Source organism: Klebsiella africana (genome assembly GCF_020526085.1).
GTDB classification, from domain to species: Bacteria; Pseudomonadota; Gammaproteobacteria; order Enterobacterales; family Enterobacteriaceae; genus Klebsiella; species Klebsiella africana.
Window position 1 is genome coordinate 210,840 of sequence record NZ_CP084874.1, and the last position, 24,448, is coordinate 235,287.

Below are 24,448 nucleotides of genomic sequence, written 5' to 3' on the forward strand. Positions count from 1 at the left end.
AAGGAGTAAAAAAATGGCGACAGGAAAGTCCTGCTCTCGCTGGTTTGCGGCTATGGCGGCCTTATTGATGGTGGTTAGCCTGAGTGGGTGTTTTGATAAAGAGGGCGATCAGCGCAAAGCGTTTATCGACTTCCTGCAGAATACGGCGATGCGTAGCGGTGAACGTCTGCCGACGCTGACCGCCGATCAGAAAAAACAGTTTGGGCCTTTTGTTTCTGACTACGCGGTGATCTACGGTTACTCGCAGCAGGTAAGCCAGGCGATGGACGCCGGTCTGCGCCCGGTAGTGGACAGCGTCAATGCGATCCGCGTTCCGCAGGATTATATGACCCAGCGTGAGCCGCTGCGTCAGGCGAACGGCGCGCTGGGCGTGCTCAGCCAGCAGCTGCAGAATGCGAAAATGCAGGCCGATGCCGCGCATGGCGCGCTGAAGCAGGCTGACGATCTCAAGCCGGTCTTCGATCAGGTTTACGCCAAGGTGGTGACAGCGCCAGCCGACGCGCTGCAGCCGCTGATCCCGGCCGCGCAGATCTTTACCCAGCAGCTGGTTCAGGTGGGGGACTTTGTCGCCCAGCAGGGGACGCAGGTGAGCTTTGTCGCCAACGGCATTCAATTCCCGACCTCCCAGCAGGCCAGTCAGTATAATGCGCTGATTGGGCCGCTGGCGGCGCAGCATCAGGCGTTTAATCAGGCATGGACGGCAGCGGTCAACGCTACCCGTTAATGCTTCATCTGGCTGACGTTGGCTGCGGCGAACGGGCAGGATGATGGACAGGATGCAAAAAGAACCCGGGGAGGGCGATTGCCGCCGCCACCCGGGTTTTTTTATGGCTTATTTAACCTGCGGATTGACGCAGTTTTTCTCAACGGTACCGTTCAGGGCATCGATCAGGTTGTCCACCGCGCAGGCCGCCATGTTGTAGCGCGTCTCATGGGTGGCAGAGCCGATATGCGGCAGCGCGACAACGTTCGGTAAGCTCAGCAGCGGTGAGTCTTTGGCCAGCGGTTCGTGCTCGAACACATCAAGACCGGCAGCGTGAATCTCACCGGCCTGCAGGGCGGCGATCAGCGCCTGCTCGTCCACTACCGGACCACGCCCGGCGTTAATGAAGATGGCAGAAGATTTCATTTTGGCAAACTGCGCCTGACCGAACAGATGGTGGGTCTCTTCGCTCAGGGGCAGGATCAGGCAGACGAAATCGGCTTCCTGCAGCAGGGTATCGAGATCGCAATAGCGGGCGTTGAAGCGCTCTTCCGCCTGCGGATGCTGGCGGCGGGCGTTATACAGGATCGGCATGCCGAACCCGAAGTGGGCGCGCTGCGCCAGCGCCATACCGATGCGGCCCATGCCGACGATACCTAAGGTTTTATGGTGAACATCGGTGCCGAACCAGTCCGGGCCAATGCTCTTCGTCCACTCGCCCGCTTTGACGCGCTCCGCCACTTCCACCACCCGGCGCGCGGTGCTCAGCACCAGCGCCATGACCGTATCGGCGACGGTCTCGGTCAGTACGGTCGGGGTATGCATCAGCAGCACCCGGCGGGCGTTCAGCGCCTCGACGTCGAAGTTATCATAGCCAACAGAAACAGTGGAGGTCGCACGCAGCTTCGGCATTTTCTCCAGCAGCGCGGCGTCAACCTTTTCACTGGAGCCCAGGAGGCCTTCAGCCTGGGCAAAGGCCTCTGCGTGCTGCGAAACGGTCTCCGGCCGCAGGTTTTTCACCTGAGTGACGGAAAAGTGCTCCTCCAGACGCTGTAGCAGGTCGTCGGGAAGTGTTTTATAGAGAATGACAGACGGCTTCATGCGAATCTCCGTAGTGTGAGTCGTTCAGGCGTGATGAGCGCCAAGTGGAAGGTTTTGATTATTAGCAGGCTTAACAATCAAAGTCAGCCATACTGACGCGAAAAGCGCCACCCCCATGAATATATAGGAGGCTGCGGGGCTGCCGGTGGCACCGTTCAGGTAGCCGACAAACCACGAGCCGAAGAAGGAGCCCAGAGCACCCATACTGTTGATCAGCGCCATGGCCCCACCGGCGACGTTGCGCGGCAGCATTTCCGGAATAATGGCGAAGAAGGGGCCGTAAGGCGCATACATTGCCGCCCCGGCTATCACCAGCAGGGTGTAGGAGACCCAAAAGTGGTTAGCACCGACCGCCCAGGAGCCGATGAAGGCCAGCCCGCCAATCAGCAGCAGCGGCCAGACGAACAGTTTACGGTTCTGCAGTTTATCCGAGGCCCAGGAAACCACGATCATGGCGATAGTGGCCGCCAGGTACGGGACGGAAGAGAGCCAGCCCACTTCCACCATCCCCATATTCTCACCGCCGCTGCGGATAATCGACGGCAGCCACAGTACAAAGCCGTATACGCCGATACTCCAGGCAAAGTACTGGGCACAGAGCAGGATCACATTGCGGGAGCGGAAGGCCTCGCCATAGTTACGCACCGCTTTAATGCCCTGCTGTTCACGATCCAGTTGTTCCTGCAGCGCGGCTTTTTCACTCTCTGCCAGCCAGCCCACCTGTGATGGTTTGTCTTTTACCAACACCCACCAGCAGAAGGCCCAGATCACCGCCGGGATGCCTTCGAAGATGAACATTTCCCGCCAGCCAAAAGCCTGAATCAGATAGCCGGAGACCACCGACATCCACAGGACTGTCACCGGGTTACCGAGGATCAGGAAGGTGTTAGCGCGAGAGCGCTCTGATTTAGTGAACCAGTTGCTGATATAGATAAGCATCGCCGGCATCACCGCGGCTTCGACGACGCCGAGGATAAAGCGAATCGCCGCCAGCGCCGGGATATTATGCACAATACCGGTCAGGGAGGCGCAACCGCCCCACAGGATCAGGCAGATAAAGATCAGTTTGCGAACGCTGCGGCGCTCTGCATAGATAGCGCCGGGGATCTGGAAGAAGAAGTAGCCGAGGAAAAACAGGGCCCCCAGAAGGGAAGAGATCCCCTTGGTGATCCCCAAATCTTCGGTAATGCCAGCCGCGGAGGCGAAGCTGAAATTGGCACGATCGAGGTACGCCAGGCTGTACGTGATAAACACGATCGGCATGATGTACCACCAGCGTTTTGTTGCATTTGTTGAACTATTCATAGGCTTGCCTCTGTCAATGAGGTGACATACGTCCGCCGAAACGGACGCTGCTGTGCCGCGCTGCAGGTAGGGTACAGGACGGCTGTTATTGTTGCGTATAAACGTTATTCATCCAGCGCGTCGCGGGTGGGTAAACCTTCACTGTCGCCCTGGACCTGAATCGCCAGCGAACCGATTTTATTGCCGCGGTTCACCGCCTGAAGCAGGGTTTTGCCTTCCAGCAGGGCGCTGATCACCCCGACGGCAAAGCCGTCGCCGGCGCCGACGGTATCGACGACGTTATCGACTTTAATCGCATCAACCGTTCCCTGCTCGCCGCTGGCGCTCTTGAACCAGGCGCCGTCGCAACCCGTTTTAATGACTACCGCTTTGACGCCGCGGGAGAGATAGAAATCGGCAATTCCTTCCGGAGTCTGCTGGCCGGTAAGAATCACGCCCTCTTTTAAGCCTGGCAAAACCCAGTCAGCCTGGAAGGCGAGACGGTTGAGTTTCTCTACCATCTCGGCTTCGCTTTTCCACAGCACCGGGCGCAGATTGGGGTCAAAAGAGAGGGTTTTTCCCTCGGCTTTCATCACTCTTGCCGCGTGCTCCAGCAGCGCGTAAGAGCTTTCAGAGAGCGCAGCGGCCACACCGCTCAGGTGCAGATGGCGGGCGCTGGTAAAATAGTCTGCGCGGAAATCGTCCGGCGACAGGTGGCTGGCGGCAGAGCCTTTGCGGAAATACTCCACAATGGGATCGGTTCCATTCTCGACTTTCGATTTCATCTGAAAGCCGGTAGCGAAGCGGTTGTCGATGGCCACAGCGTGGCTATCGATCCCTTCTTTCGCCAGCGAATTGAGCACGAAGCGACCAAAGCTGTCGTTGCCGACGCGGCTCACCCAGCCGACCTTTAGCCCCAGGCGGGCGAGGCCGGTGGCGACGTTTAGCTCGGCCCCGGCAACGCGTTTCATGAAATGCTCCACCTCGGCCAGGTCGCCAGTCTCGGTGGCGACAAACATGGCCATGGCTTCGCCGATGGTGATGACATCTAAATTTTCCACGGCTTAATCCTCACGTAACAGGTTGACGTAGCGGCGGGTCACGGCCGTCAGGTCATGGCCAGTCAGCGGAAACTCGATCCCACGCGGCGCATCGGCGGGAAGATTATCGAGCAGGGCCAGCCAGCGTTCGGCAGCCTGATCCGGCGGTACCGCGCGGAATTTCTCATGATGAGGCTCCGCCGCTTTAACATGAATATAGCTGACCGCTGGCGCAAGATGGCGGGCCGCCTCTTCCGGCGAGTCGCCGACCCACAGCCAGTTGCCCATATCAAAGGTGAGGGTGATCGGCAGCTGATGGACCCGGCAGGCGGCTTTGAAGCGCTGCATCGGCGCCAGCTGGCCGCAGTCGGTCTGGTCATTCTCTACCACCAGCGCCATGCCGCTGTCGCTGAGGATCGCGCGCAGGGTGTCCAGCTGTTGATTGTGAAGGAAATGGCCGAGAGAGAGTTTCAGCCACAGAGCATTCAGGGTCTGTGCTTCCGCGAGCAGCGACGGGAGTTGCGGGTTAAGCTCGCCGTTGTCGCTGAACAGCGCCTGTGGCGCGGAGTAACAGACCAGCAGGCCGTGGCGCTCAATGGTGGCCGCCAGCGCTGGCAGGGCATTGAGCTCTTCCGCGCTGAACAGTTCGCGGCGGATTTCGACGCCGTCCGCGCCGGCGTCGGCGATAAACGGCAGGACGGCGGCCTGCCCGCCTAAGGATTTAACATGGTCGTTACCATATGCAGCGGTAACGACAATAATTTTTCTGGCCATCGCGCTCTTACTCCCGGCGTTTGTTGCTTAATCTCCTTATTACGCTAGATGGTATCGGTTCCATAAGAAAGGGCGAGATGTTTAATTTATGATCGGCATCACGAAGGAGCGTTAACGGGAGGTTGATCCGCGGACGATAAGCTCGCCGGAAAATACCCGCTCGCGGATAGGATCGTTAGTGCCGGCAATGCGCCGAATCACCTGTTCCACCGCCGCGTAGCCGATCTGCCACGTCGGTTGTTTGAGGGTAGTAATACCGACGCCGGCCAGCTCCGCCCACTCCAGTTCGTCGAAGCCCAGCAGGCCGATATCGCTGCCCCAGATCAGGCCGACGCGCTTCAGGGCGCGGGCCACCTGCAGCGTCAGTGCGCCGTTAGCGGAGATCACCGCTTTGCGCATCCCGCGGTGGCGGGCATGGAACTGGCGCAGGACATTATCCAGCATCGCGCCGTCGTTGAGCTGCACCTCGGCGTTTTCGGCCACCACGCCGTGATGGCGGGCGAGCGTGGCGCGGAAAGCGCTCAGGCGCTCGCGGCGGGTATTCACCGAGCCCAGCGGTTCGCTGAGAAACAGGATGGCCTCAAAACCTTTTTCCACCAGGTGTTCGGTGGCGGTGGTGGCCGCCTGGGCGTTATCAAGCCCGACCACATCGCAGGCGAAATCGGGGATTTTACGGTCAATCAGCACCATCGGCAGGGCCGACTGCTGCAGGCGATTCAGGCCATCCTCCCGCATGCCGACCGCGTTGACGACAATACCCTCCACCTGGTAGCTGCGCAGCAGGTCCAGGTAGTGCAGCTCCTGATCCAGCTCGTTATTGGTGTTACATACCAGCAGGGTGAAGCCTTTTTCCCGGCAGGCCGCTTCAATGCCGCTCATGACATTGACCGAGTAGGGATTGGTGATATCGGCGATGATCAGGCCAATAAGTCGGGTTCGGCCGTGCTTGAGACCGCGGGCCATCAGGCTGGGGCGATAGTCGAGTTCGGCAATGGCTTTTTCAATACGAGATAACAGGTCGTCGGAAAGCAGATGCTTTTCGCCGTTAAGATAACGTGAAATGCTGGTTTTGCCGGTCTTTGCGGCTTTCGCCACATCGCTAATGGTTGCACGCGCCGCTTTCGCCATGGTGGCTTCCTTTGCTGAAAATCTGCCAACACCTTAGCGCGAAAAATAGCGATATCAAGCATTTTGCCCGGCAGAGGCGCTGCCGGGCGATATGAAGATGCGCTTACTGCAGCGGGCTGAGGGTGATTTCCACGCGACGGTTCTGCGCTTTGCCTTCCGCCGTGCTGTTGCTGGCGATCGGATTCGCCGGGCCCATGCCGGTGGTGCGAATGCGGTTGGCCGCCACGCCCTGGGTGATCAGCGCGCTGGCGACGCTGTCCGCACGCTGCTGCGACAGACGCATGTTCAGATCCTTGCTGCCGGTGCTATCGGTGTAGCCGACGACGTTAACGGCGGTTTTTTCATACTCCTTCAGCACCATGGCCACGCCGGTCAGGGTGTTGGCGCCGGCCGGCTTCAGGTTGGCGCTGTTGCTGTCGAAGGTGACGTTATTCGGCATGTTCAGCACGATGTTGTCGCCATTTCGCGTCACGCTGACCCCGGTTCCCTGCATTTTTTCCCGCAGCTTCGCTTCCTGCACGTCCATGTAGTAACCGATGCCGCCGCCGAGCGCCGCGCCGGCCGCTGCGCCAATCAGCGCGCCTTTGCCGCGATCGTGTTTGGAAGAGGAAAGCGCGCCGACGCCTGCGCCCACTAAAGAGCCAATGCCTGCGCCAATACCGGATTTACCCGCTTCACGCTCACCGGTATAGGGGTTGGTGGTGCAGCCAGAAATCGCCAGGGTGCCGCTGACCAGCGCCGCAATCATAAGTACGCGTTTTTTCATTTAATGTCCTTAATCCTTTTTATTCTTTGTCACAGCGAACGTGACGGTTGATTATGACGCGCGATTACGGAGAAAATTCCCCGGATACCATCTCATTTTGTAAATAACATTGAACGGTGCCCATCACGCCGTCATCACACCTGCATTCGCTGACCAGGAGCCGCCCTTGCCAACCTCATCTGCAACTAAAACCATCTTAACCGCCGCCCACTGGGGGCCGATGCTGGTGGAAACGGACGGAGAAAACGTCCTCTCTTCCCGCGGCGCGTTGGCGACACCGTTTGCCAATTCGCTGCAAACGGCAGTACGCGATCAGGTGCACAGCAAAACCCGCGTGCGCTACCCGATGGTGCGCAAAGGCTTTCTCGCCTCCCCGGACCAACCCCAGGGGATCCGCGGCCAGGATGAATTTGTGCGGGTGAGCTGGGATCAGGCGCTGGATTTAATTGATGCCCAGCACCGCCGCATTCGTGACAGCTACGGTCCGGCTTCCATTTTTGCCGGTTCCTACGGCTGGCGCTCTAACGGCGTATTGCATAAGGCGGCGACGCTGCTGCAGCGCTATATGAGCCTGGCGGGCGGCTATACTGGCCATCTTGGCGATTATTCCACCGGCGCGGCGCAGGCGATCATGCCCTACGTCGTGGGCGGCAATGAGGTATATCAGCAGCAGACCAGCTGGCCGCTGGTGCTCGAGCATAGCGAGGTGGTGGTGCTGTGGAGCGCCAATCCGCTGAACACGCTGAAAATTGCCTGGAACGCCTCCGATGAGCAGGGGATCCCGTGGTTTGACCGGTTGCGTCAGAGCGGCAAGCGTCTGATCTGCATCGATCCCATGCGATCGGAAACCGTCGATTTCTTTGGCGACGCGATGGAGTGGATCGCCCCGCATATGGGCACCGACGTCGCGCTGATGCTGGGGATCGCCCATACGCTGGTGGAAAATGGCTGGCAGGATGATGCGTTTCTTACCCGCTGCACCAGCGGCTACGACATCTTTGCCCGCTATCTGACCGGTGAAAGCGACGGCGTAGCGAAAACCGCCGACTGGGCAGCGGCAATCTGTGGCGTTGAAGCAGATAAGATCCGTGAACTGGCGAAACTTTTCCACGAAAATACCACTATGCTGATGGCCGGCTGGGGTATGCAGCGTCAGCAGTATGGCGAGCAGAAACACTGGATGCTGGTCACCCTGGCCGCCATGCTGGGTCAGATTGGCACCCCCGGTGGCGGGTTTGGTCTTTCCTACCATTTCGCCAACGGCGGTAACCCAACGCGCCGCGCGGCGGTGCTGGGCTCGATGCAGGGGAGCGTGGCGGGCGGTGTGGATGCCGTGGAGAAGATCCCGGTCGCGCGGATCGTCGAGGCGCTGGAAAATCCGGGGGCGGAGTATCAGCACAACGGCATGGCGCGCCGCTTCCCCGATATTCGCTTTATCTGGTGGGCCGGCGGCGCCAACTTTACCCATCATCAGGACACCAACCGGCTGATTCAGGCGTGGCAGAAACCAGAGCTCATCGTCATTTCCGAATGCTTCTGGACCGCCGCCGCGCGCCATGCCGATATCGTCCTGCCGGCGACCACCTCGTTTGAGCGCAACGATCTGACCATGACCGGGGACTACAGTAATCAGCATCTGGTGCCGATGAAGCAGGTGGTTGCCCCGCGAGATGAAGCGCGCGACGATTTCGCGGTCTTTGCCGACCTCAGCGAACGCTGGGAAACGGGGGGCCGCGAACGCTTCACCGAAGGGAAGAGTGATTTGCAGTGGCTGGAGACCTTCTATCAGATGGCCTCCCGGCGCGGCGCCCAGCAGCAGGTGACGCTGCCGCCGTTTGCCGAATTCTGGCAGGCTAATCAGCTGATTGAGATGCCGGAGGAGCCGGAGAATGCCCGTTTTGCGCGTTTCGCGGCCTTCCGCGCCGATCCCCAGGCTAACCCACTGAAAACGGCGAGCGGTAAAATAGAGATCTACTCGCCGGCCATCGCCGCTTTTGGCTACGCTGACTGCCCGCCGCACCCGATGTGGCTGGAGCCCGACGAGTGGCACGGCAACGCTGAAGACGGGCAGCTGCAGCTGCTGTCAGCCCATCCGGCCCACCGTCTGCATAGTCAACTGAATCATACCGCGCTGCGCGAACGCTATGCCGTCGCCGGGCGCGAACCGTTGACTATTCATCCGCAGGATGCGCAGGCGCGCGGGATTGTCGATGGCGATCTGGTGCGGGTATGGAACGCCCGCGGTCAGGTGCTGGCCGGCGCCGTGGTGACGGAGGGGATCCGCCCGGGGGTGATTTGCCTGCATGAAGGGGCGTGGCCCGACCTGGATCCGCAGGTGGGCATCTGCAAAAACGGGGCGGTGAACGTCTTAACCAAAGATATCCCGACATCCCGGCTCGGCAACGGCTGTGCCGGGAACACCGCCCTGGCGTGGCTGGAGAAATATACCGGCCCGGCGCTGCCGCTTACAGCTTTTGAACCGCCGGCCAGCGCATAATCCACGTCGGGTGCTGAGTGTCGTCCTGCCATGCGCAGTCTTCAATCCGGAAGCCCTGCGCATGGTAGAAGCTGACCGCCGATTCGTTCTTCTGGTAAACCTCGAGGCTCAGCCAGGCGTAATGCTGTTTGACTTCATCCAGCAGCGCCCGGCCAATGCCCTGGCGGATGGCGTCCGGCGCGACAAACAGCGCGCCGACGAAGCGGGAGTCCAGCACGCTAACAAAGCCTTTTAATTCACCGTCTTGCTCCCAGACCCAGGTGCTGGCGGCGGGAAGATAGACATCCCTTACCACCGCGAGGCTGTCGCGCCAGTAGCTTTCGCTGATAAAAGGATGGGCATGAATCGTGCTTTCCAGCCACAGGGCCAGCAGCGGCGCGGTATCTTCAGTGTCCCACTTGCGGATCATCCTGACCTCCAGGGTGACAGAAGCAGCCGGTGACATGGTCGTTGACCAGCCCACAAGCCTGCATAAAGGAGTAACAGATTGTCGAGCCGACAAACTTAAAGCCGCGTTTTTTCAATGCTTTTGACAGCGCATCGGAGGCCGGCGTCGTGGTGGGGATTTCCGCCAGCGTCGCGGCGCGGGTCACCTGCGGCGCATTGTCGACGAAAGACCAGACAAAATCAGTGAACGACTCGCCATTTTCTTCCATCGCCAGATACGCCCGGGCGTTGCCGATAATGGCCTGAATTTTTCCCCGATGACGGATAATCCCGGCATTCTGCAGCAACTGCTCAACATCGTCTTCCCCCATTGCCGCCACGCGCACCGGATCGAACTGGTGAAAGGCCTGGCGGTAGTTCTGCCGTTTCTTTAACACCGTGATCCACGACAAACCGGCCTGCTGGCCCTCAAGGCAGATCATTTCAAACAATCGCCGGGATTCTCTTTGCGCGACGCCCCATTCGGTATCGTGATATTCAATATATAACGGATCCTGACTCACCCATCCGCAACGCTGCATAGCTATTTCTCCCTCTGCGCTAAAAAAGTGGACGCCCCGGCTTGACGGCTGAAAGATAAAGATAATAGTTAATACAGGGAAATCGTATCCCCAAAAAAAACACAGCAATATTGCCGATTCGGCTCTTTTCTGGAGTCGCATTAATGATAATAAAGAAATGCAATGGCCTCCGGGGGTTCTTGATCCCGGCGAGCGTATCCGTCTGGATGTCGTGTGTCTCTGGAGCGAATGCCTGGCAACAGGAATATATCGCTATCGATACAAAAAGTAATACGTCTGAACGCTATACCTGGGATAGCGATCACCAACCACGTTATGAAGATATTCTCGCCGAGCGGATGAAGTCCTCTGAGCCACCCGGCGGCCTGGCGCTAAACCAGGCCCTGGCACCGCCGGAGAGCAACCATGGTCTGAGCGTCGGCTGGAATTATCTGCTGGCGAATGGCATGACCTCCGGGCCGGTGGCCAGCCTGCGCAGCGACGCCACCACACCGACAGTGCGAAGCGTCGGCGAGACGGGGTATGTCAACACGCTCGGCTGGCGTATGGATTATCAGTCGCTGTGGGGCGTGCATCCCTGGGCGCAGGTGAGCTATAACCAGTCGCTCGCCAGCGATGGCTGGACGCCGTCTTCCCGTACCAGAGAGGGCGGCTGGGGCGATGTGACCTTAGGCGCCGATATGCGCTTAGGCTCCCATGTCGCGGCATGGGCGACGCTGTCACAGGCGGACAATGTTCCGTCGGGGGAAAATACGCTCTATCTGATGGGGGTCAGCGCTAACTTTTGACCGGAGATTGTTACGCGTTTGAAACGGTGTGGTTATTGTTAAATCTCAGTAATGGCGCATTTCTGTGAGATAGCGCACACTAACTTTTCCCCTGAAATTCGCGGAATGAATGTCATGCAATGCCATTCATTCCGCCATAAATGCATTTCATTCCTTGCTGAGGGCAGTTCATGCCTTTTTCCCCCACAGGAAGAGGGGCCTTCGCTATTGTGGCGGCAGTTAATTTATCAGGACAACTGCTATGAACGCTGCATACCGTCAATCAACCCGTTGGCTTACGCTAATCGGCACCATCATCACCCAATTCGCACTTGGTTCGGTTTATACCTGGAGCCTGTTTAACAGTTCGCTGTCTGACAAACTGGGCGAGCCGGTCAGCCAGGTGGCTTTCTCCTTTGGTCTGTTGAGTCTCGGGCTGGCGCTCTCTTCGTCGGTCGCCGGCAAGCTGCAGGAACGTTTTGGCGTGAAGCGCGTCACCATGGCCTCCGGGATCCTGCTCGGCCTGGGCTTCTTCCTGACCGCGCACTCCAGCAGCCTGATGATGCTGTGGCTGAGCGCGGGCGTGCTGGTGGGGCTGGCGGACGGTGCCGGTTATCTGCTGACCCTGTCGAACTGCGTGAAGTGGTTCCCGGAACGTAAAGGGCTGATCTCCGCCTTCTCCATTGGCTCCTATGGTCTCGGCAGCCTGGGGTTCAAATTTATTGATTCCCACCTGCTGGCCACCGTTGGCCTGGAAAAAACCTTCGTCATCTGGGGCGCTATCGTGCTGGTAATGATCGTCTTTGGCGCGACCCTGATGAAAGATGCCCCGAATCACCCGGCGACCACCGCGGCCAACGGCGTCGTGGAAAATGACTTCACGCTCGCCGAATCGATGCGTAAACCGCAGTACTGGATGTTGGCGGTGATGTTCCTGACGGCTTGCATGAGCGGCCTGTACGTGATTGGCGTAGCGAAAGATATTGCCCAGGGGATGGTCCACCTGGATGTTGCCACAGCGGCCAACGCGGTAACGGTTATCTCAATTGCGAATCTTAGCGGCCGCCTGGTGTTAGGCATCCTGTCCGATAAAATCTCCCGCATTCGCGTGATTACCATTGGTCAGGTGGTGTCGCTGGTGGGGATGGCCGCGCTGCTGTTCGCCCCGCTGAATGCCATGACCTTCTTCGCCGCTATCGCCTGCGTCGCCTTTAACTTCGGCGGCACCATCACCGTTTTCCCATCGTTGGTGAGCGAGTTCTTTGGCCTGAACAATCTGGCGAAAAACTACGGCGTGATTTATCTGGGCTTTGGTATCGGCAGCATCTGCGGCTCTCTTATCGCGTCGCTGTTCGGCGGCTTCTACGTGACCTTCTGCGTGATTTTCGCCCTGCTGATTCTCTCGCTGGCGCTGTCCACCACCATCCGTCAGCCAAAAAGCAGCGTATATAGCGAGGCGCATGCCTGAAACTGATAGCGTAAATCGAGCACCCTGGTTAACTCCCTAAGCAAATAGTGCCAATCCAGCCAAATCTTTTGTAAATGTTTGGCTGGATCACATTCCCTCCTGATACTTTTCCCGTTCCCTGTGGTCTACTTATCGCGCTTTGTAGAGGTTTCTGATAACCAACCCTAACGCACCCTATTAGCCTACTGACACGTGCCATAGCGTCAGGCGGTGTTTTATTCTTATTTTTCCAGGTTTGCTTGCATGAAATATATTAGAACGATGACGCAGCAGAAGCTTAGTTTTTGGCTGGCGCTGTACATCGGCTGGTTTATGAACGTCGCCGTTTTTTTTCGGCGTTTTGATGGTTATGCTCAAGAGTTCACTTTCTGGAAAGGGCTTTCCGGTGTCGTTGAACTGGTTGCCACGGTATTTGTCACCTTCTTCCTGTTACGTCTGCTGTCACTGTTTGGTCGCCGCATCTGGCGCATTCTGGCGACGCTGATTGTCCTCTTTTCCGCCGCAGCCAGTTATTACATGACGTTCCTCAATGTGGTGATTGGCTACGGGATTATCGCCTCGGTGATGACCACCGATATCGACCTGTCGAAAGAGGTCATCGGCTGGCACCTGATCCTCTGGCTGGTGGTGGTGAGCGCGCCGCCGCTGCTGTTCATCTGGAGCAACCGTTGCCGTCATACGCTGCTGCGCCAGCTGCGCACCCCGGGTCAGCGGGTTAAGAACGTATTGATCGTCGTACTCGCCGGGCTGATAGTCTGGGGGCCCATCCGCCTGCTTGAGCTACGTCAGCATGACGTTGAGCGCCATTCGGAAGTGGATATGCCGAGCTACGGTGGGGTGATCGCCAACTCCTATCTGCCATCAAACTGGCTGTCGGCGCTGGGGCTGTACGCCTGGGCGCAGGTTGATGAATCCTCAGATAATAAATCGCTGATTAATCCGGCGAAGAAGTTTACCTACGTCGCGCCGGAAGGCCTGGATGACACCTATGTGGTGTTTATCATTGGTGAAACGACCCGCTGGGACCATATGGGTATCCTCGGCTATAGCCGCAATACCACGCCAGAGCTGGCGAAAGAGAAGAATCTTGTCGCTTTCCGCGGCTACTCCTGCGATACCGCCACCAAGCTGTCGTTACGCTGTATGTTTGTGCGCGAGGGCGGGGCGGAGGATAACCCGCAGCGAACGCTCAAAGAGCAGAACGTCTTTGCCGTGCTCCATCAACTGGGCTTCAACGGCAATCTCTATGCCATGCAGAGCGAGATGTGGTTCTACAGCAACACGATGGCCAACAATATCGCCTACCGCGAGCAAATTGGCGCCGAGCCGCGCAACCGCGGTAAGAGCGTTGACGATATGCTGCTGGTGGAGGAGATGAAGCGTGGTATGGCGCAGGACAACGCCGCCGGTAAGCACCTGATCATTCTTCACACCAAAGGCTCTCACTTTAACTACACCCAACGCTACCCGCGCAGCTTCGCTCAGTGGAAGCCGGAGTGCGTCGGTGTCGACAACAAGTGCTCGAAAGCGGAGCTGATTAACTCCTACGACAATAGCGTGACCTATGTCGACCACTTTATCGTCAGCGTCCTCGACCAGCTGCGGGATAAGAAAGCGATTGTGTTCTATGCCGCCGACCACGGGGAGTCGATTAACGAGCGTGAACACCTGCACGGTACGCCGCGCAAGATGGCGCCGCCGGAGCAGTTCCGCGTGCCGATGATGGTGTGGATGTCGGATAAGTACCTGGAAAATCCCGATCACGCTGCCGCGTTTGCCCATCTGCAGCAGCAGGCGGCGATGAAGGTGCCGCGCCGTCACGTCGAACTGTACGACACCATTATGGGCTGCCTCGGCTATACCTCGCCGGATGGCGGGATCAATGAGAACAACAACTGGTGCCGCTGGAAAAAGTAAGGCACGGGGTTTATTTTCAGATTCTCGGGTCTGTTCTCCCTTCCTGAGCCCAGGATAAGCTAATCCCTCGCCGGCAACCGCCCGCGAGGGATTTTTTTCGCACAGTGGATGTGTCTGGCAGGTTGCCTCTTCTTCTTAGATTACCCTCCAGTTTTCTCGCTCCCCCTGTGCACGAACTTTTCATGGAGAGAAAGGATGAAGGTGATAAAGGGGTTGGCCTTACTGTGCTTGTTGATGCTCGCGGGCTGCCAGTCTGAGGAAGAGACCGGCCAGTTCCTGCTGGCCTGTAAATACGCTGCGCCAGCGACGATCGAAGCCATGCTGAATAACGGCCTGGATGTGGATGGTCAGGACAAAAGCGGCTTAAGCGGTTTGATGGTCGCCGCCGCGGAAAATCGTCGCGATGTGGTGGAATTGCTGCTTAAGCGTCAGGCGAAGCCAAATCTCCAGACGCGCCAGGGCGTTACGGCGCTGATGCTGGCGGCGGCGCGGGGTAGCGATACAGCGATTATCCGCGATCTTCTCCAGGCGGGAGCGTCTGTGAATCAGACCACTGTCGACAAGAGCACGGCATTGATGTCCGCCATCTCCGACGGCGGCGACGTCAGAAGCGACTATCAGCATATTCTGGCAATGAAAAAGCCCGATGCGCCTGTCGAAGAGAAAAGTACGCTGGACAAGATAGTCGGCGCAACGGCGGCGAAATCGCTGGCGGCGGGCAACCGTGCGTTAATGACCGAAGACATGGCGTTACAACTGGCGCCCGGCGCGTTTAAGAAAAACGTCGATGAGATCGTGGCGCTGCTCCTCAGGCACGGCGCGGACGTAAAGGCCGTCAATGCTACAGGGGAATCGGCCTTTTTCCTCGCGGTCGATCACGCGCGTTCGGCGAAAACCATCACGACGCTGGCCAACGCCGGGGCGGACACCAGCCTGGCGGATAAATCCGGCACCACACCGCTGATGCTGGCGGCCGCAGGAGATGATCCGAATCTGGTGCTGGCGCTCTCGGCCTCCGGGGTGGAAGTGGATAAGCCGAACCATGAAGGACTCACGGCGCTGCAGGTGGCGGCGGGACAGGGGTCGCCTGCGGTGATCGCGGCGCTGGTGCAGCGCGGTGCAAAGGTAGACCAGCTCTCCGCCAACGACCTGAGCCCGCTGATGCTGGCGGTCAAAATGAATAATAAAGCCAATGTCGAGGCGCTGCTTGCGGCTGGCGCCAGTGTCAATCTCAGCAATAAGGGCGGCTATACAGCGATCGGCTACAGCCGGGTCGGCGAGGTTCGCCAGCTGCTGCTGGCGCAGCATGCCGAGCTGAAAGGGCAGGCCGCGCATATGGCGCAAAGCGAACTCCAGTTTTGTGCTAATGCCTTTGCCGACAAGCTGGCATACAGCGACATCGCCCGCGCGGTGAATAACGATACCCGCCCGGATATTATGCGTCATCAACAATCCTGCGCGGAGCTGGGGGAACTGACGATGTTGCTGGGGGAGTTTAAATTCACCCCGGTGGGCGCGACCTATTTCGGTGAGCCGGTGACCTGTAAGGTATCCGAGTATCGCAAAACGTTTGAGGTCAACTGCCGCTAAAAACGATGAGCAACCGGCGATTCGCTGCTCAGGCTGCTGAGTTTCTCGCCGGTTGAGCGATTTTTTGAAAATAAGGCATTGACGGGTAGGCATCCCAGCAGTAAGATGCGCCCCGCATTCGGTGATTGGCGCAGCCTGGTAGCGCACTTCGTTCGGGACGAAGGGGTCGGAGGTTCGAATCCTCTATCACCGACCAAATTCGAAAAGCCTGCTCAACGAGCAGGCTTTTTTGCATCTGAGGCCTGGGAGGATGAGAACCTCCGGGGGCAGGAGGTTCGACTCGCGTTCCGTAGGCCCGCGCAAGCGCAGCGCCGCCGGGCATCAGCAGTATGCTACTGGCAAAAATCACATCAGAATCACAAAAATCGTCTTTACTTCGCTTTCCAGCCGTCTGTTCACTATTTTGTGACATCTTCCATTGCATTTTTTTATCGATGAACAGATCTTTTTTCGCGAAGCTTATGGCTCAAGGCAGCATTTTCCGCTGTGCGTTTTAACGTTCACGCTATTAATCGCTCACATATTGGTCACACAGCAAGAAATTTTTCTCATTTATTGGCATTGTTTACCACCAGGTGTCGTAAATTATTAAGCTGTTTATGCTGGTTATTTACCAGTAGCATAAATTTCTCTGCTGAAAATAGTGCTATCAAGTTTTTTTAATCTTTGCCTGCGGTTTCTCATGCCGGATGTAAAACCCGGCTGGCTGTATTGACGTTTCTCCATTCTGTTGACAGATTGTAGGGCATGAGGGGCATTTCATGGAGAATCCGTACTGCAACTCAGTCGTTTTAGCGAACGGAATCCCCATCTCTCTCAACGCCTTCGGGCACCACCGACCGGACCGGGTAAAAAATAAATAAAGGTCCGGCGGATATATGCAAACAACATCACAGTTTTGGAGCAGAATAATGAGTATTTCCTTGAAGAAATCAGGGATGCTGAAGCTTGGTCTGAGCCTGGTCGCCATGACCGTCGCCGCCAGCGTACAAGCGAAAACCCTGGTGTATTGTTCTGAAGGCTCGCCGGAAGGCTTTAACCCACAGCTCTTCACCTCAGGCACCACCTACGACGCCAGTTCCGTACCTATCTATAACCGCCTGGTCGAATTTAAAACCGGTACGACGGAAGTTATTCCAGGGCTTGCCGAGAAATGGGAAGTCAGTCCTGATGGCAAAACCTATACTTTCCATCTGCGTCAGGGCGTAAAGTGGCAGGATAATAAAGACTTTAAACCAACCCGTGACCTGAACGCCGATGACGTGGTGTTCTCTTTCGATCGCCAAAAGAATACCAATAACCCGTACCATAAAGTTTCTGGCGGCAGCTATGAATACTTTGAAGGGATGGGCTTACCGGACCTGATTAGCGAAGTGAAGAAAGTGGACGATAATACTGTCCAGTTCGTCCTGACCCGTCCGGAAGCGCCGTTCCTCGCTGACCTGGCGATGGACTTTGCTTCTATCCTGTCGAAAGAGTATGCCGACAACATGCTGAAAGCCGGCACGCCGGAAAAAGTGGACCTCAACCCTATCGGTACCGGCCCATTCCAGCTGCTGCAGTACCAGAAAGATTCCCGCATTCTGTATAAAGCCTTCCCGGGCTACTGGGGCACCAAGCCGAAGATCGATCGTCTGGTCTTCTCCATCACCCCGGACGCTTCCGTGCGCTACGCCAAGCTGCAGAAAAACGAGTGCCAGGTGATGCCGTACCCGAACCCGGCGGATATCGCGCGCATGAAGGAAGATAAAAACATTACCCTGCTGGAACAGCCGGGTCTGAACGTCGGTTATCTCTCCTTTAACACCGAGAAGAAACCGCTGGACGACGTCAAAGTTCGTCAGGCGCTGACCTACGCGGTCAACAAAGAAGCGATCATCAAAGCCGTTTACCAGGGTGCAGGCCAGGCGGCGAAGAACCTGATCCCGCCGACCATGTGGGGCTATAACGACGATGTTAAGGACTACACCTACGACCCTGAAAAGGCGAAGCAGCTGCTGAAAGAAGCGGGCCTGGAAAAAGGCTTCACCATCGACCTGTGGGCGATGCCGGTACAGCGTCCGTATAACCCGAACGCGCGCCGTATGGCTGAAATGATCCAGGCCGACTGGGCGAAAGTCGGCGTCCAGGCCAAGATCGTCACCTACGAGTGGGGCGAGTATCTGAAGCGGGCAAAAGCGGGTGAGCACCAGAGCGTGATGATGGGCTGGACCGGCGACAACGGGGATCCGGATAACTTCTTCGCGACCCTGTTCAGCTGCGCCGCGGCGAAAGACGGCTCCAACTACTCGCGCTGGTGCTATAAGCCGTTTGAAGATCTGATTCAGCCGGCCCGCGCTACCGACGACCACAACAAGCGTATTGAACTGTACAAACAGGCTCAGGTAGTGATGCATGACCAGGCTCCGGCGCTGATCATCGCTCACTCCACCGTCTATGAGCCGGTGCGTAAAGAAGTCAAAGGCTATGTGGTGGACCCGTTGGGCAAACACCACTTCGATAACGTCTCCGTCGAATAATAAGCACGATGCCTGACCCCCTCTCCCCGCGTGGGAGAGGCGGGGGGCGTATTCCCGCTATTCCGGGGAATGCTTTTGTGAGCAATACAGACGCCCTGTCGCCAGGCGGGGCGTCACTAGAGAGAATCCGGGTTATGTTGCAGTTTATTCTCCGACGTCTGGGACTTGTCATCCCGACATTTATCGGTATCACCCTTCTCACCTTTGCCTTCGTCCATATGATCCCCGGCGATCCGGTGATGATTATGGCGGGCGAACGTGGTATTTCCCCCGAACGTCACGCGCAGCTGCTGGCCGAAATGGGCCTTGATAAGCCGCTGTGGCAGCAATATGCCCACTATATCTGGGGCGTGCTGCACGGCGATTTAGGTATCTCGCTGAAAAGCCGCATTCCCGTGTGGCAGGAGTTTGTCCCACGCTTTAAAGCCACCCTTGAGCTGGGCGTCTGCGCGATGATTTTCGCCGTCGCCGTCGGTATTCCTGTGGGCGTGCTGGCTGCGGTAAAACGCGGCTCCATCTTTGACCACACCGCGGTGGGCCTGGCGCTGACCGGCTACTCGATGCCTATCTTCTGGTGGGGCATGATGCTGATTATGCTGGTTTCGGTGCAGCTGAACCTGACGCCGGTCTCCGGGCGCATCAGCGATACGGTATTCCTTGACGATACCCTGCCGCTGACCGGCTTTATGTTGATCGACACCGCCATCTGGGGCGAGCAGGGCGACTTTATTGACGCCTTAATGCATATGATCCTGCCCGCTATCGTGCTGGGCACCATCCCGCTGGCGGTGATTGTGCGTATGACGCGCTCGTCGATGCTGGAAGTGCTTGGCGAAGACTATATCCGTACCGCGCGCGCCAAAGGGCTGACCCGGATGCGGGTGATCGTGGTCCATGCGCTGCGCAACGCGATGCTGCCGGTGGTGACGGTCATTGGCCTGCAGGTGGGCACGCTGCTGGCGGGCGCCATCCTGACGGAAACCATTTTCTCATGGCCTGGTTTAGGCCGCTGGCTGATCGACGCGCTGCAGCGTCGCGATTACCCGGTGGTGCAGGGCGGGGTGCTGCTGGTGGCGACGATGATTATCCTCGTCAACCTGCTGGTCGACCTGCTGTATGGCGTGGTGAACCCGCGTATCCGGCATAAGAAGTAAGGGGCCATCATGTCACAAGTTACTGAAAATAAAGTTATCGCTGCGCCGGTACCCATGACTCCGCTGCAGGAGTTCTGGCACTATTTCAAACGCAACAAAGGGGCGGTTGTCGGGCTGGTATACGTGGTGGTGATGATCGTCATCGCGGTATTCGCCAACTTCCTCGCCCCCTATAACCCGGCGGATCAGTTCCGTGATTCGTTGCTGGCGCCGCCGTTCTGGCAGGACGGCGGCAGCATGGCGCATCTGCTCGGCACCGATGACGTGGGCCGCGATATTCTGTCGCGCCTGATGTACGGCGCCCGCCTGTCGCTGCTGGTGGGTTGTCTGGTAGTGGTCCTGTCGCTGATCCTTGGCGTGGTGCTCGGTCTGGTGGCGGGCTATTTCGGCGGGGTGGTGGACTCCATCATCATGCGCGTCGTCGATATTATGCTGGCGTTGCCGAGCTTGCTGCTGGCGCTGGTGCTGGTGGCTATCTTCGGGCCGTCGATCGTCAATGCTTCGCTGGCGCTGACCTTCGTGGCGCTCCCGCACTATGTGCGTCTGACGCGCGCCGCGGTGCTGGTGGAGGTCAACCGCGACTACGTGACCGCCTCCCGCGTGGCGGGCGCCGGCGCGATGCGCCAGATGTTCGTCAACATTCTGCCCAACTGTCTCGCGCCGCTGATCGTTCAGGCATCGCTGGGCTTTTCCAACGCCATTCTCGACATGGCAGCGCTGGGGTTCCTCGGCATGGGCGCGCAACCGCCGACGCCGGAATGGGGCACCATGCTTTCCGACGTATTGCAGTTCGCGCAGAGCGCCTGGTGGGTGGTGACCTTCCCGGGCGTGGCGATCCTGCTGACGGTGCTGGCATTTAACCTGATGGGTGACGGTCTGCGTGACGCGCTCGATCCCAAACTGAAGCAGTAAGAGGTTCGAGATGGCATTATTGAATGTAGATAAATTATCGGTGCATTTCGGCGATGAAAATGCGCCGTTCCGTGCCGTAGACCGCATCAGCTATAGCGTGAAGCAGGGTGAAGTGGTCGGTATCGTCGGGGAGTCCGGTTCCGGTAAATCCGTCAGCTCGCTGGCGATTATGGGCCTGATTGACTATCCCGGCCGGGTGATGGCGGACAAACTGGAGTTTAACGACCGCGATCTGCAGCGAATTTCGGAAAAAGAGCGGCGCCAGCTGGTGGGGGCGGAAGTGGCGATGATCTTCCAGGATCCGATGACCAGCCTCAATCCGTGCTACACCGTCGGCTACCAGATTATGGAAGCGATCAAGGTCCATCAGGGGGGCAATAAGCAAACCCGCCGCCAGCGGGCCATCGACCTGCTGAACCTGGTGGGCATTCCCGATCCGGCCTCGCGGCTGGACGTCTATCCGCATCAGCTTTCCGGCGGCATGAGCCAGCGCGTGATGATTGCAATGGCAATTGCCTGTCGGCCAAAACTGCTGATTGCCGATGAACCGACCACCGCGCTGGACGTGACCATTCAGGCGCAGATCATCGAGCTGCTGCTGGAGCTACAGCAGCAGGAGAATATGGCTCTGGTGCTGATTACTCACGATCTGGCGCTGGTGGCGGAAGCCGCGCACAAAATTATCGTGATGTACGCGGGTCAGGTGGTGGAGACCGGTGACGCGAAGGATATCTTCCGCGCGCCGCGTCATCCGTACACCCAGGCGCTGCTGCGCGCGCTGCCGGAGTTCGCCCAGGATAAAGCGCGTCTGGCCTCGCTGCCGGGCGTGGTGCCGGGAAAATATGACCGCCCTAACGGCTGCCTGCTGAACCCGCGCTGCCCCTATGCCACGGATAAATGCCGGAGCGAAGAACCCGCGCTCGCGGATCTTACCGGCGGCCGTCAGTCTAAATGCCACTACCCACTCGATGATGCCGGGAGGCCTGGATTATGAGTACGCAAAAGGCCGCCACGCCACAACCGCTGTTGCAGGCCATTGATCTGAAAAAACACTATCCGGTGAAGAAGGGGATATTCGCCCCGGAACGGCTGGTGAAAGCGCTGGACGGCGTCTCCTTTACTCTTGAGCGCGGTAAAACGCTGGCAGTGGTCGGAGAATCGGGCTGCGGCAAATCGACGCTGGGTCGTTTGCTGACGATGATTGAAATTCCCACCGGCGGCGAGCTGTATTATCAGGGGCAGGATTTGCTCAAGCACGACCCGCAGGCGCAGAAGCTGCGGCGGCAAAAAATCCAGATTGTGTTCCAGAATCCGTATGGTTCGCTGAACCCGCGTAAAAAAGTGGGACAGATTCTGGAAGAGCCGCTGTTGATTAACAGCAGCCTGAGTAAAGAGCAGCGGCGTGAAAAAGCGCTGGCGATGATGGCGAAGGTCGGCCTGAAAACCGAGCATTACGATCGCTACCCGCATATGTTCTCCGGCGGTCAGCGTCAGCGTATCGCTATTGCCCGTGGGCTGATGCTGGATCCGGATGTGGTGATTGCCGATGAGCCGGTCTCCGCGCTGGACGTTTCGGTACGTGCCCAGGTGCTGAACCTGATGATGGATCTGCAGCAGGATTTAGGCCTGTCCTACGTGTTTATCTCCCACGACCTGTCGGTCGTCGAGCATATCGCCGATGAAGTGATGGTGATGTATCTCGGCCGCTGTGTGGAGAAGGGCACCAAGGACCAGATCTTCAACAATCCGCGTCATCCGTACACCCAGGCGCTGTTGTCGGCGACGCCGCGACTGAACCCGGACGATCGGCGCGAGCGCATCAAGCTCACCGGCGAACTGCCGAGCCCGCTGAACCCGCCGCCGGGGTGCGCCTTCAATGCGCGCTGCCGCCGTCGCTTCGGCCCCTGCACCCAGCTTCAGCCGCAGCTGAAGGATTACGGTGGCCAGCTGGTGGCCTGCTTTGCCGTCGATCAGGATGAGAACCCGCAAAAAAATCTCGCCTGATATTGCGCTCCCGGTCGCCTGACCGGGAGCGTCTCTTCCTGCGTGAATGAACCCACCCCGCCCGCATATTGCCGCCGTTTAAGCCATACTCTCGAAGCATTCTTCGTAGATTATCTGAAAAAATACGCTTTTCAGCCCATTTTTTTAGAATTAAAGAGAAATTAAAATGGTTGAGGTTTATTCTTTCGCTAATCTGACGCTATGCTTTCGTCGTCGCTTAATACATTTATATTGAACGGGATGGGAAGTCTGGTGGTGCGCGGAGATTAAGGATGTACGTATACCTAAAAAATGGGGCTATCATTCTGAAAGAGAAGTGTTAGTGTAGCGATACTTCTGCCGTGGAATCACACCGAAAATTAAATTCTAAACTATTATATCCCTGTCAATCGTGTGTATTGGTACGTCTGCACCGGCGTGTTATCTGCCATACCAGAAACGTCACGATATTTTTAATATATCAAGAATAACAAAAAATTTAATATGAAATATTTAAAATCATGAGGTTATCAATGAACCATTATGATGATCTGCAGCGCTTTCAAGAAAAAACGCGGACCCAAAACCTCAAATTTCAGGATCTTTCTTCGCAGGCCGCCACGCGCGAACATGGCGATTGGGCGATCCTCAATCAGCTTCATCCCGATGCCGGAAAACCCGCTTCTCTGGCCCTGGGAGGATCGGTTTCCGCGCCGTTACCGCAGCCCGTGCCTGCGGATCTGTTTCATCGGGTAGACGCGGCGACCGTGGCGACGCCAGCCTCCGCACCGCTTACCCCTGCCGCTCAGGTTGCGCCTGCGACCCCGCTACCGGTTGTGGAGTCCGTTGCGGCAGCCCCGGAGCCTGTTACTCCGGCCCCCGAGATGACCCCGGCACCGTCGTCTGCGATCCCGGCACCTGAACCGACAATGGCTCCGCCGCCGAGAATGGCCCCCCGACCCGCGCCCGCCGCCGAGAACTATGCCCACCTGTTCGCCGCGAAAAGCGCAGAGCCGGTGGCGAAAAATAAAGACCAGCCTTTGAAATCACTTCTGGAAAGGATTGCGACATGCCGTTGATTTGTGTCTGTTCACCGAAAGGCGGTGTAGGGAAAACGACCCTGGCGGCCAATTTAGCCTATTCGCTGGCGCGAACCGGCAGCAAAGTGCTGGCGCTGGATTTTGATGTTCAGAACGCCCTGCGTTTGCATTTTGGCGTGCCGCTAAGTGATGAGCGGGGCTACGTGGCGAAGGCGCTGGAGCTGCATGACTGGAGCCAGTGCGTGCTGAGCGCCGGCAGCAATATTTTCGTCCTGCCGTATGGCGAAGTGGACGAAGCGCAGCGTCAGGCGTTTGATGACCAGTTGATTCATAACGAGCATTTTCTGACGCGCGGTCTGTCGGCGCTGCTCAACTATCCCGGGCTTATCACTATCGCCGATATGCCGCCGGGGCCTTCACCGGCGCTCAACGCGCTGACGGGGCTGGCGGACCTGCATCTGATCCCGTTGCTGGCGGATACCGCGTCGATGTCGACCCTGGCGCACGTGGAAAAGCAGCGCCTGACCGGCGCGGCGCTGAATCATAAGCATGGGCACTATTTCGTCATTAACCAAAGCGATAGCCGTCGTCAGGTCAGCCGGGACGTCACCAGCCTGATGGAAGAGAAACTGGGCGAGCGCCTGCTTGGCGTGATCCATCGTGATGAAAGCGTGGTGGAGGCCAATGCCTCGCAGAAGTCGATTCTGGACTTTAATGCCTCCTCCGCAGCGGCCTTTGATATTGAAATTATTGCTAAAAAAATATCTTCGCTGTTGGGTATCCATATTGGCGATGGCACGGTGCACAGCCAGCCACGCATGTCAGGGCGTTAACTTA

20 protein-coding genes, 1 tRNA gene and 1 pseudogene are annotated in these 24,448 nt (G+C 57.8%); 14 read left to right on the forward strand and 8 right to left on the reverse strand.

Annotation, left to right across the window (positions count from 1 at the left end; genetic code table 11):
* The first annotated feature begins 13 nt into the window (after positions 1–13).
* On the forward strand, positions 14–724 hold the full coding sequence (locus tag LGL98_RS01010; RefSeq protein WP_002921929.1) for a DUF3053 domain-containing protein: 711 nt from the start codon (positions 14–16) through the stop codon (positions 722–724).
* 108 nt (positions 725–832) lie between these two features.
* Here the strand turns inward: LGL98_RS01010 and ghrB are convergent, their stop codons facing one another.
* The 6 genes from ghrB to LGL98_RS01040 all read right to left on the reverse strand — a co-directional run bounded on the left by ghrB (position 833) and on the right by LGL98_RS01040 (position 6,796).
* On the reverse strand, positions 833–1,804 hold the full coding sequence (gene ghrB / locus LGL98_RS01015; protein ID WP_136033864.1) for a glyoxylate/hydroxypyruvate reductase GhrB: 972 nt from the start codon (positions 1,802–1,804) through the stop codon (positions 833–835).
* Between the two features lie 24 nt (positions 1,805–1,828).
* Entirely contained in the window at positions 1,829–3,109 is a 1,281-nt protein-coding gene (locus LGL98_RS01020) for an MFS transporter (RefSeq protein WP_136033862.1), read from the reverse strand.
* Between the two features lie 104 nt (positions 3,110–3,213).
* Positions 3,214–4,149 (reverse strand): sugar kinase, encoded by a 936-nt coding sequence (locus LGL98_RS01025; protein WP_136033860.1) that lies wholly within the window; start codon positions 4,147–4,149, stop codon positions 3,214–3,216.
* A gap of 3 nt (positions 4,150–4,152) precedes the next feature.
* Positions 4,153–4,902 (reverse strand): sugar phosphate isomerase/epimerase family protein, encoded by a 750-nt coding sequence (locus tag LGL98_RS01030; protein WP_136033858.1) that lies wholly within the window; start codon positions 4,900–4,902, stop codon positions 4,153–4,155.
* Between the two features lie 111 nt (positions 4,903–5,013).
* Positions 5,014–6,030, reverse strand: coding sequence for a LacI family DNA-binding transcriptional regulator (locus LGL98_RS01035; RefSeq protein ID WP_002921918.1), 1,017 nt, complete (start codon positions 6,028–6,030; stop codon positions 5,014–5,016).
* Positions 6,031–6,133: 103 nt separating this feature from the next.
* Positions 6,134–6,796, reverse strand: coding sequence for an OmpA family lipoprotein (locus tag LGL98_RS01040; protein ID WP_130946469.1), 663 nt, complete (start codon positions 6,794–6,796; stop codon positions 6,134–6,136).
* 166 nt (positions 6,797–6,962) lie between these two features.
* On the opposite strand from LGL98_RS01040, the gene LGL98_RS01045 reads away from it, so the two are divergent.
* Positions 6,963–9,293 (forward strand): molybdopterin guanine dinucleotide-containing S/N-oxide reductase, encoded by a 2,331-nt coding sequence (locus tag LGL98_RS01045; RefSeq protein WP_136033856.1) that lies wholly within the window; start codon positions 6,963–6,965, stop codon positions 9,291–9,293.
* Here the strand turns inward: LGL98_RS01045 and LGL98_RS01050 are convergent.
* Together LGL98_RS01050 and tag are read right to left on the reverse strand one after the other, a co-directional pair.
* Positions 9,262–9,702 (reverse strand): N-acetyltransferase, encoded by a 441-nt coding sequence (locus LGL98_RS01050; RefSeq protein WP_136033854.1) that lies wholly within the window; start codon positions 9,700–9,702, stop codon positions 9,262–9,264. The genes LGL98_RS01045 and LGL98_RS01050 overlap by 32 nt on opposite strands.
* Positions 9,680–10,261, reverse strand: a complete 582-nt coding sequence (gene tag / locus LGL98_RS01055; RefSeq protein ID WP_136033852.1) for a DNA-3-methyladenine glycosylase I — start codon at positions 10,259–10,261, stop codon at positions 9,680–9,682. Before tag ends, LGL98_RS01050 begins: the two co-directional genes overlap by 23 nt.
* A gap of 206 nt (positions 10,262–10,467) precedes the next feature.
* Between tag and LGL98_RS01060 the strand changes: the two genes are divergently transcribed.
* The 12 genes and pseudogenes from LGL98_RS01060 (at position 10,468) to LGL98_RS01120 (ending at position 24,444) form a co-directional block, all read left to right on the forward strand.
* Positions 10,468–11,049: an autotransporter outer membrane beta-barrel domain-containing protein gene (locus LGL98_RS01060; protein WP_168435387.1), complete on the forward strand. Its 582-nt coding sequence runs from the start codon at positions 10,468–10,470 to the stop codon at positions 11,047–11,049.
* A gap of 241 nt (positions 11,050–11,290) precedes the next feature.
* On the forward strand, positions 11,291–12,496 hold the full coding sequence (locus tag LGL98_RS01065) for an L-lactate MFS transporter (RefSeq protein ID WP_136033850.1): 1,206 nt from the start codon (positions 11,291–11,293) through the stop codon (positions 12,494–12,496).
* 243 nt (positions 12,497–12,739) lie between these two features.
* On the forward strand, positions 12,740–14,413 hold the full coding sequence (gene eptB / locus LGL98_RS01070; protein ID WP_136033848.1) for a kdo(2)-lipid A phosphoethanolamine 7''-transferase: 1,674 nt from the start codon (positions 12,740–12,742) through the stop codon (positions 14,411–14,413).
* A gap of 195 nt (positions 14,414–14,608) precedes the next feature.
* Positions 14,609–16,003 carry an ankyrin repeat domain-containing protein gene (locus LGL98_RS01075; RefSeq protein ID WP_136033846.1) on the forward strand — a complete coding sequence of 465 codons (1,395 nt, stop codon included), beginning with the start codon at positions 14,609–14,611 and terminating at the stop codon, positions 16,001–16,003.
* A 119-nt stretch (positions 16,004–16,122) separates the two neighbouring features.
* Positions 16,123–16,199: transfer RNA gene (locus LGL98_RS01080), tRNA-Pro, on the forward strand.
* A gap of 715 nt (positions 16,200–16,914) precedes the next feature.
* Positions 16,915–18,522, forward strand: a complete 1,608-nt coding sequence (dppA, locus tag LGL98_RS01085; RefSeq protein WP_136033844.1) for a dipeptide ABC transporter periplasmic-binding protein DppA — start codon at positions 16,915–16,917, stop codon at positions 18,520–18,522.
* Positions 18,523–18,656: 134 nt separating this feature from the next.
* On the forward strand, positions 18,657–19,676 hold the full coding sequence (gene dppB, locus LGL98_RS01090; protein ID WP_008806900.1) for a dipeptide ABC transporter permease DppB: 1,020 nt from the start codon (positions 18,657–18,659) through the stop codon (positions 19,674–19,676).
* Between the two features lie 9 nt (positions 19,677–19,685).
* On the forward strand, positions 19,686–20,588 hold the full coding sequence (gene dppC / locus LGL98_RS01095) for a dipeptide ABC transporter permease DppC (protein ID WP_004145207.1): 903 nt from the start codon (positions 19,686–19,688) through the stop codon (positions 20,586–20,588).
* Between the two features lie 10 nt (positions 20,589–20,598).
* On the forward strand, positions 20,599–21,582 hold the full coding sequence (gene dppD, locus LGL98_RS01100; protein ID WP_136033842.1) for a dipeptide ABC transporter ATP-binding protein: 984 nt from the start codon (positions 20,599–20,601) through the stop codon (positions 21,580–21,582).
* Positions 21,579–22,592, forward strand: coding sequence for a dipeptide ABC transporter ATP-binding subunit DppF (gene dppF, locus LGL98_RS01105; RefSeq protein ID WP_087806108.1), 1,014 nt, complete (start codon positions 21,579–21,581; stop codon positions 22,590–22,592). Before dppD ends, dppF begins: the two co-directional genes overlap by 4 nt.
* A 512-nt stretch (positions 22,593–23,104) precedes the next feature.
* On the forward strand, positions 23,105–23,650 hold the full coding sequence (bcsO, locus tag LGL98_RS01115) for a cellulose biosynthesis protein BcsO (protein ID WP_136033840.1): 546 nt from the start codon (positions 23,105–23,107) through the stop codon (positions 23,648–23,650).
* Between the two features lies 1 nt (position 23,651).
* Positions 23,652–24,444, forward strand: a pseudogene (locus LGL98_RS01120) (cellulose synthase operon protein YhjQ/BcsQ).
* The last annotated feature ends 4 nt before the right edge of the window (positions 24,445–24,448 follow it).

Coding starts and splice junctions, on each gene's coding strand:
- dppB (WP_008806900.1), top strand. CDS start 18,657: ATGTTGCAGTTTATTCTCCGACGTCTGGGACTTGTCATCCCGACATTT.
- LGL98_RS01060 (WP_168435387.1), top strand. CDS start 10,468: ATGTCGTGTGTCTCTGGAGCGAATGCCTGGCAACAGGAATATATCGCT.
- dppF (WP_087806108.1), top strand. CDS start 21,579: ATGAGTACGCAAAAGGCCGCCACGCCACAACCGCTGTTGCAGGCCATT.
- LGL98_RS01050 (WP_136033854.1), bottom strand. CDS start 9,702: ATGATCCGCAAGTGGGACACTGAAGATACCGCGCCGCTGCTGGCCCTG.
- bcsO (WP_136033840.1), top strand. CDS start 23,105: ATGAACCATTATGATGATCTGCAGCGCTTTCAAGAAAAAACGCGGACC.
- LGL98_RS01020 (WP_136033862.1), bottom strand. CDS start 3,109: ATGAATAGTTCAACAAATGCAACAAAACGCTGGTGGTACATCATGCCG.
- dppC (WP_004145207.1), top strand. CDS start 19,686: ATGTCACAAGTTACTGAAAATAAAGTTATCGCTGCGCCGGTACCCATG.
- LGL98_RS01030 (WP_136033858.1), bottom strand. CDS start 4,902: ATGGCCAGAAAAATTATTGTCGTTACCGCTGCATATGGTAACGACCAT.
- dppD (WP_136033842.1), top strand. CDS start 20,599: ATGGCATTATTGAATGTAGATAAATTATCGGTGCATTTCGGCGATGAA.
- dppA (WP_136033844.1), top strand. CDS start 16,915: ATGAGTATTTCCTTGAAGAAATCAGGGATGCTGAAGCTTGGTCTGAGC.
- eptB (WP_136033848.1), top strand. CDS start 12,740: ATGAAATATATTAGAACGATGACGCAGCAGAAGCTTAGTTTTTGGCTG.
- LGL98_RS01035 (WP_002921918.1), bottom strand. CDS start 6,030: ATGGCGAAAGCGGCGCGTGCAACCATTAGCGATGTGGCGAAAGCCGCA.
- tag (WP_136033852.1), bottom strand. CDS start 10,261: ATGCAGCGTTGCGGATGGGTGAGTCAGGATCCGTTATATATTGAATAT.
- LGL98_RS01075 (WP_136033846.1), top strand. CDS start 14,609: ATGAAGGTGATAAAGGGGTTGGCCTTACTGTGCTTGTTGATGCTCGCG.
- LGL98_RS01010 (WP_002921929.1), top strand. CDS start 14: ATGGCGACAGGAAAGTCCTGCTCTCGCTGGTTTGCGGCTATGGCGGCC.
- LGL98_RS01040 (WP_130946469.1), bottom strand. CDS start 6,796: ATGAAAAAACGCGTACTTATGATTGCGGCGCTGGTCAGCGGCACCCTG.
- ghrB (WP_136033864.1), bottom strand. CDS start 1,804: ATGAAGCCGTCTGTCATTCTCTATAAAACACTTCCCGACGACCTGCTA.
- LGL98_RS01065 (WP_136033850.1), top strand. CDS start 11,291: ATGAACGCTGCATACCGTCAATCAACCCGTTGGCTTACGCTAATCGGC.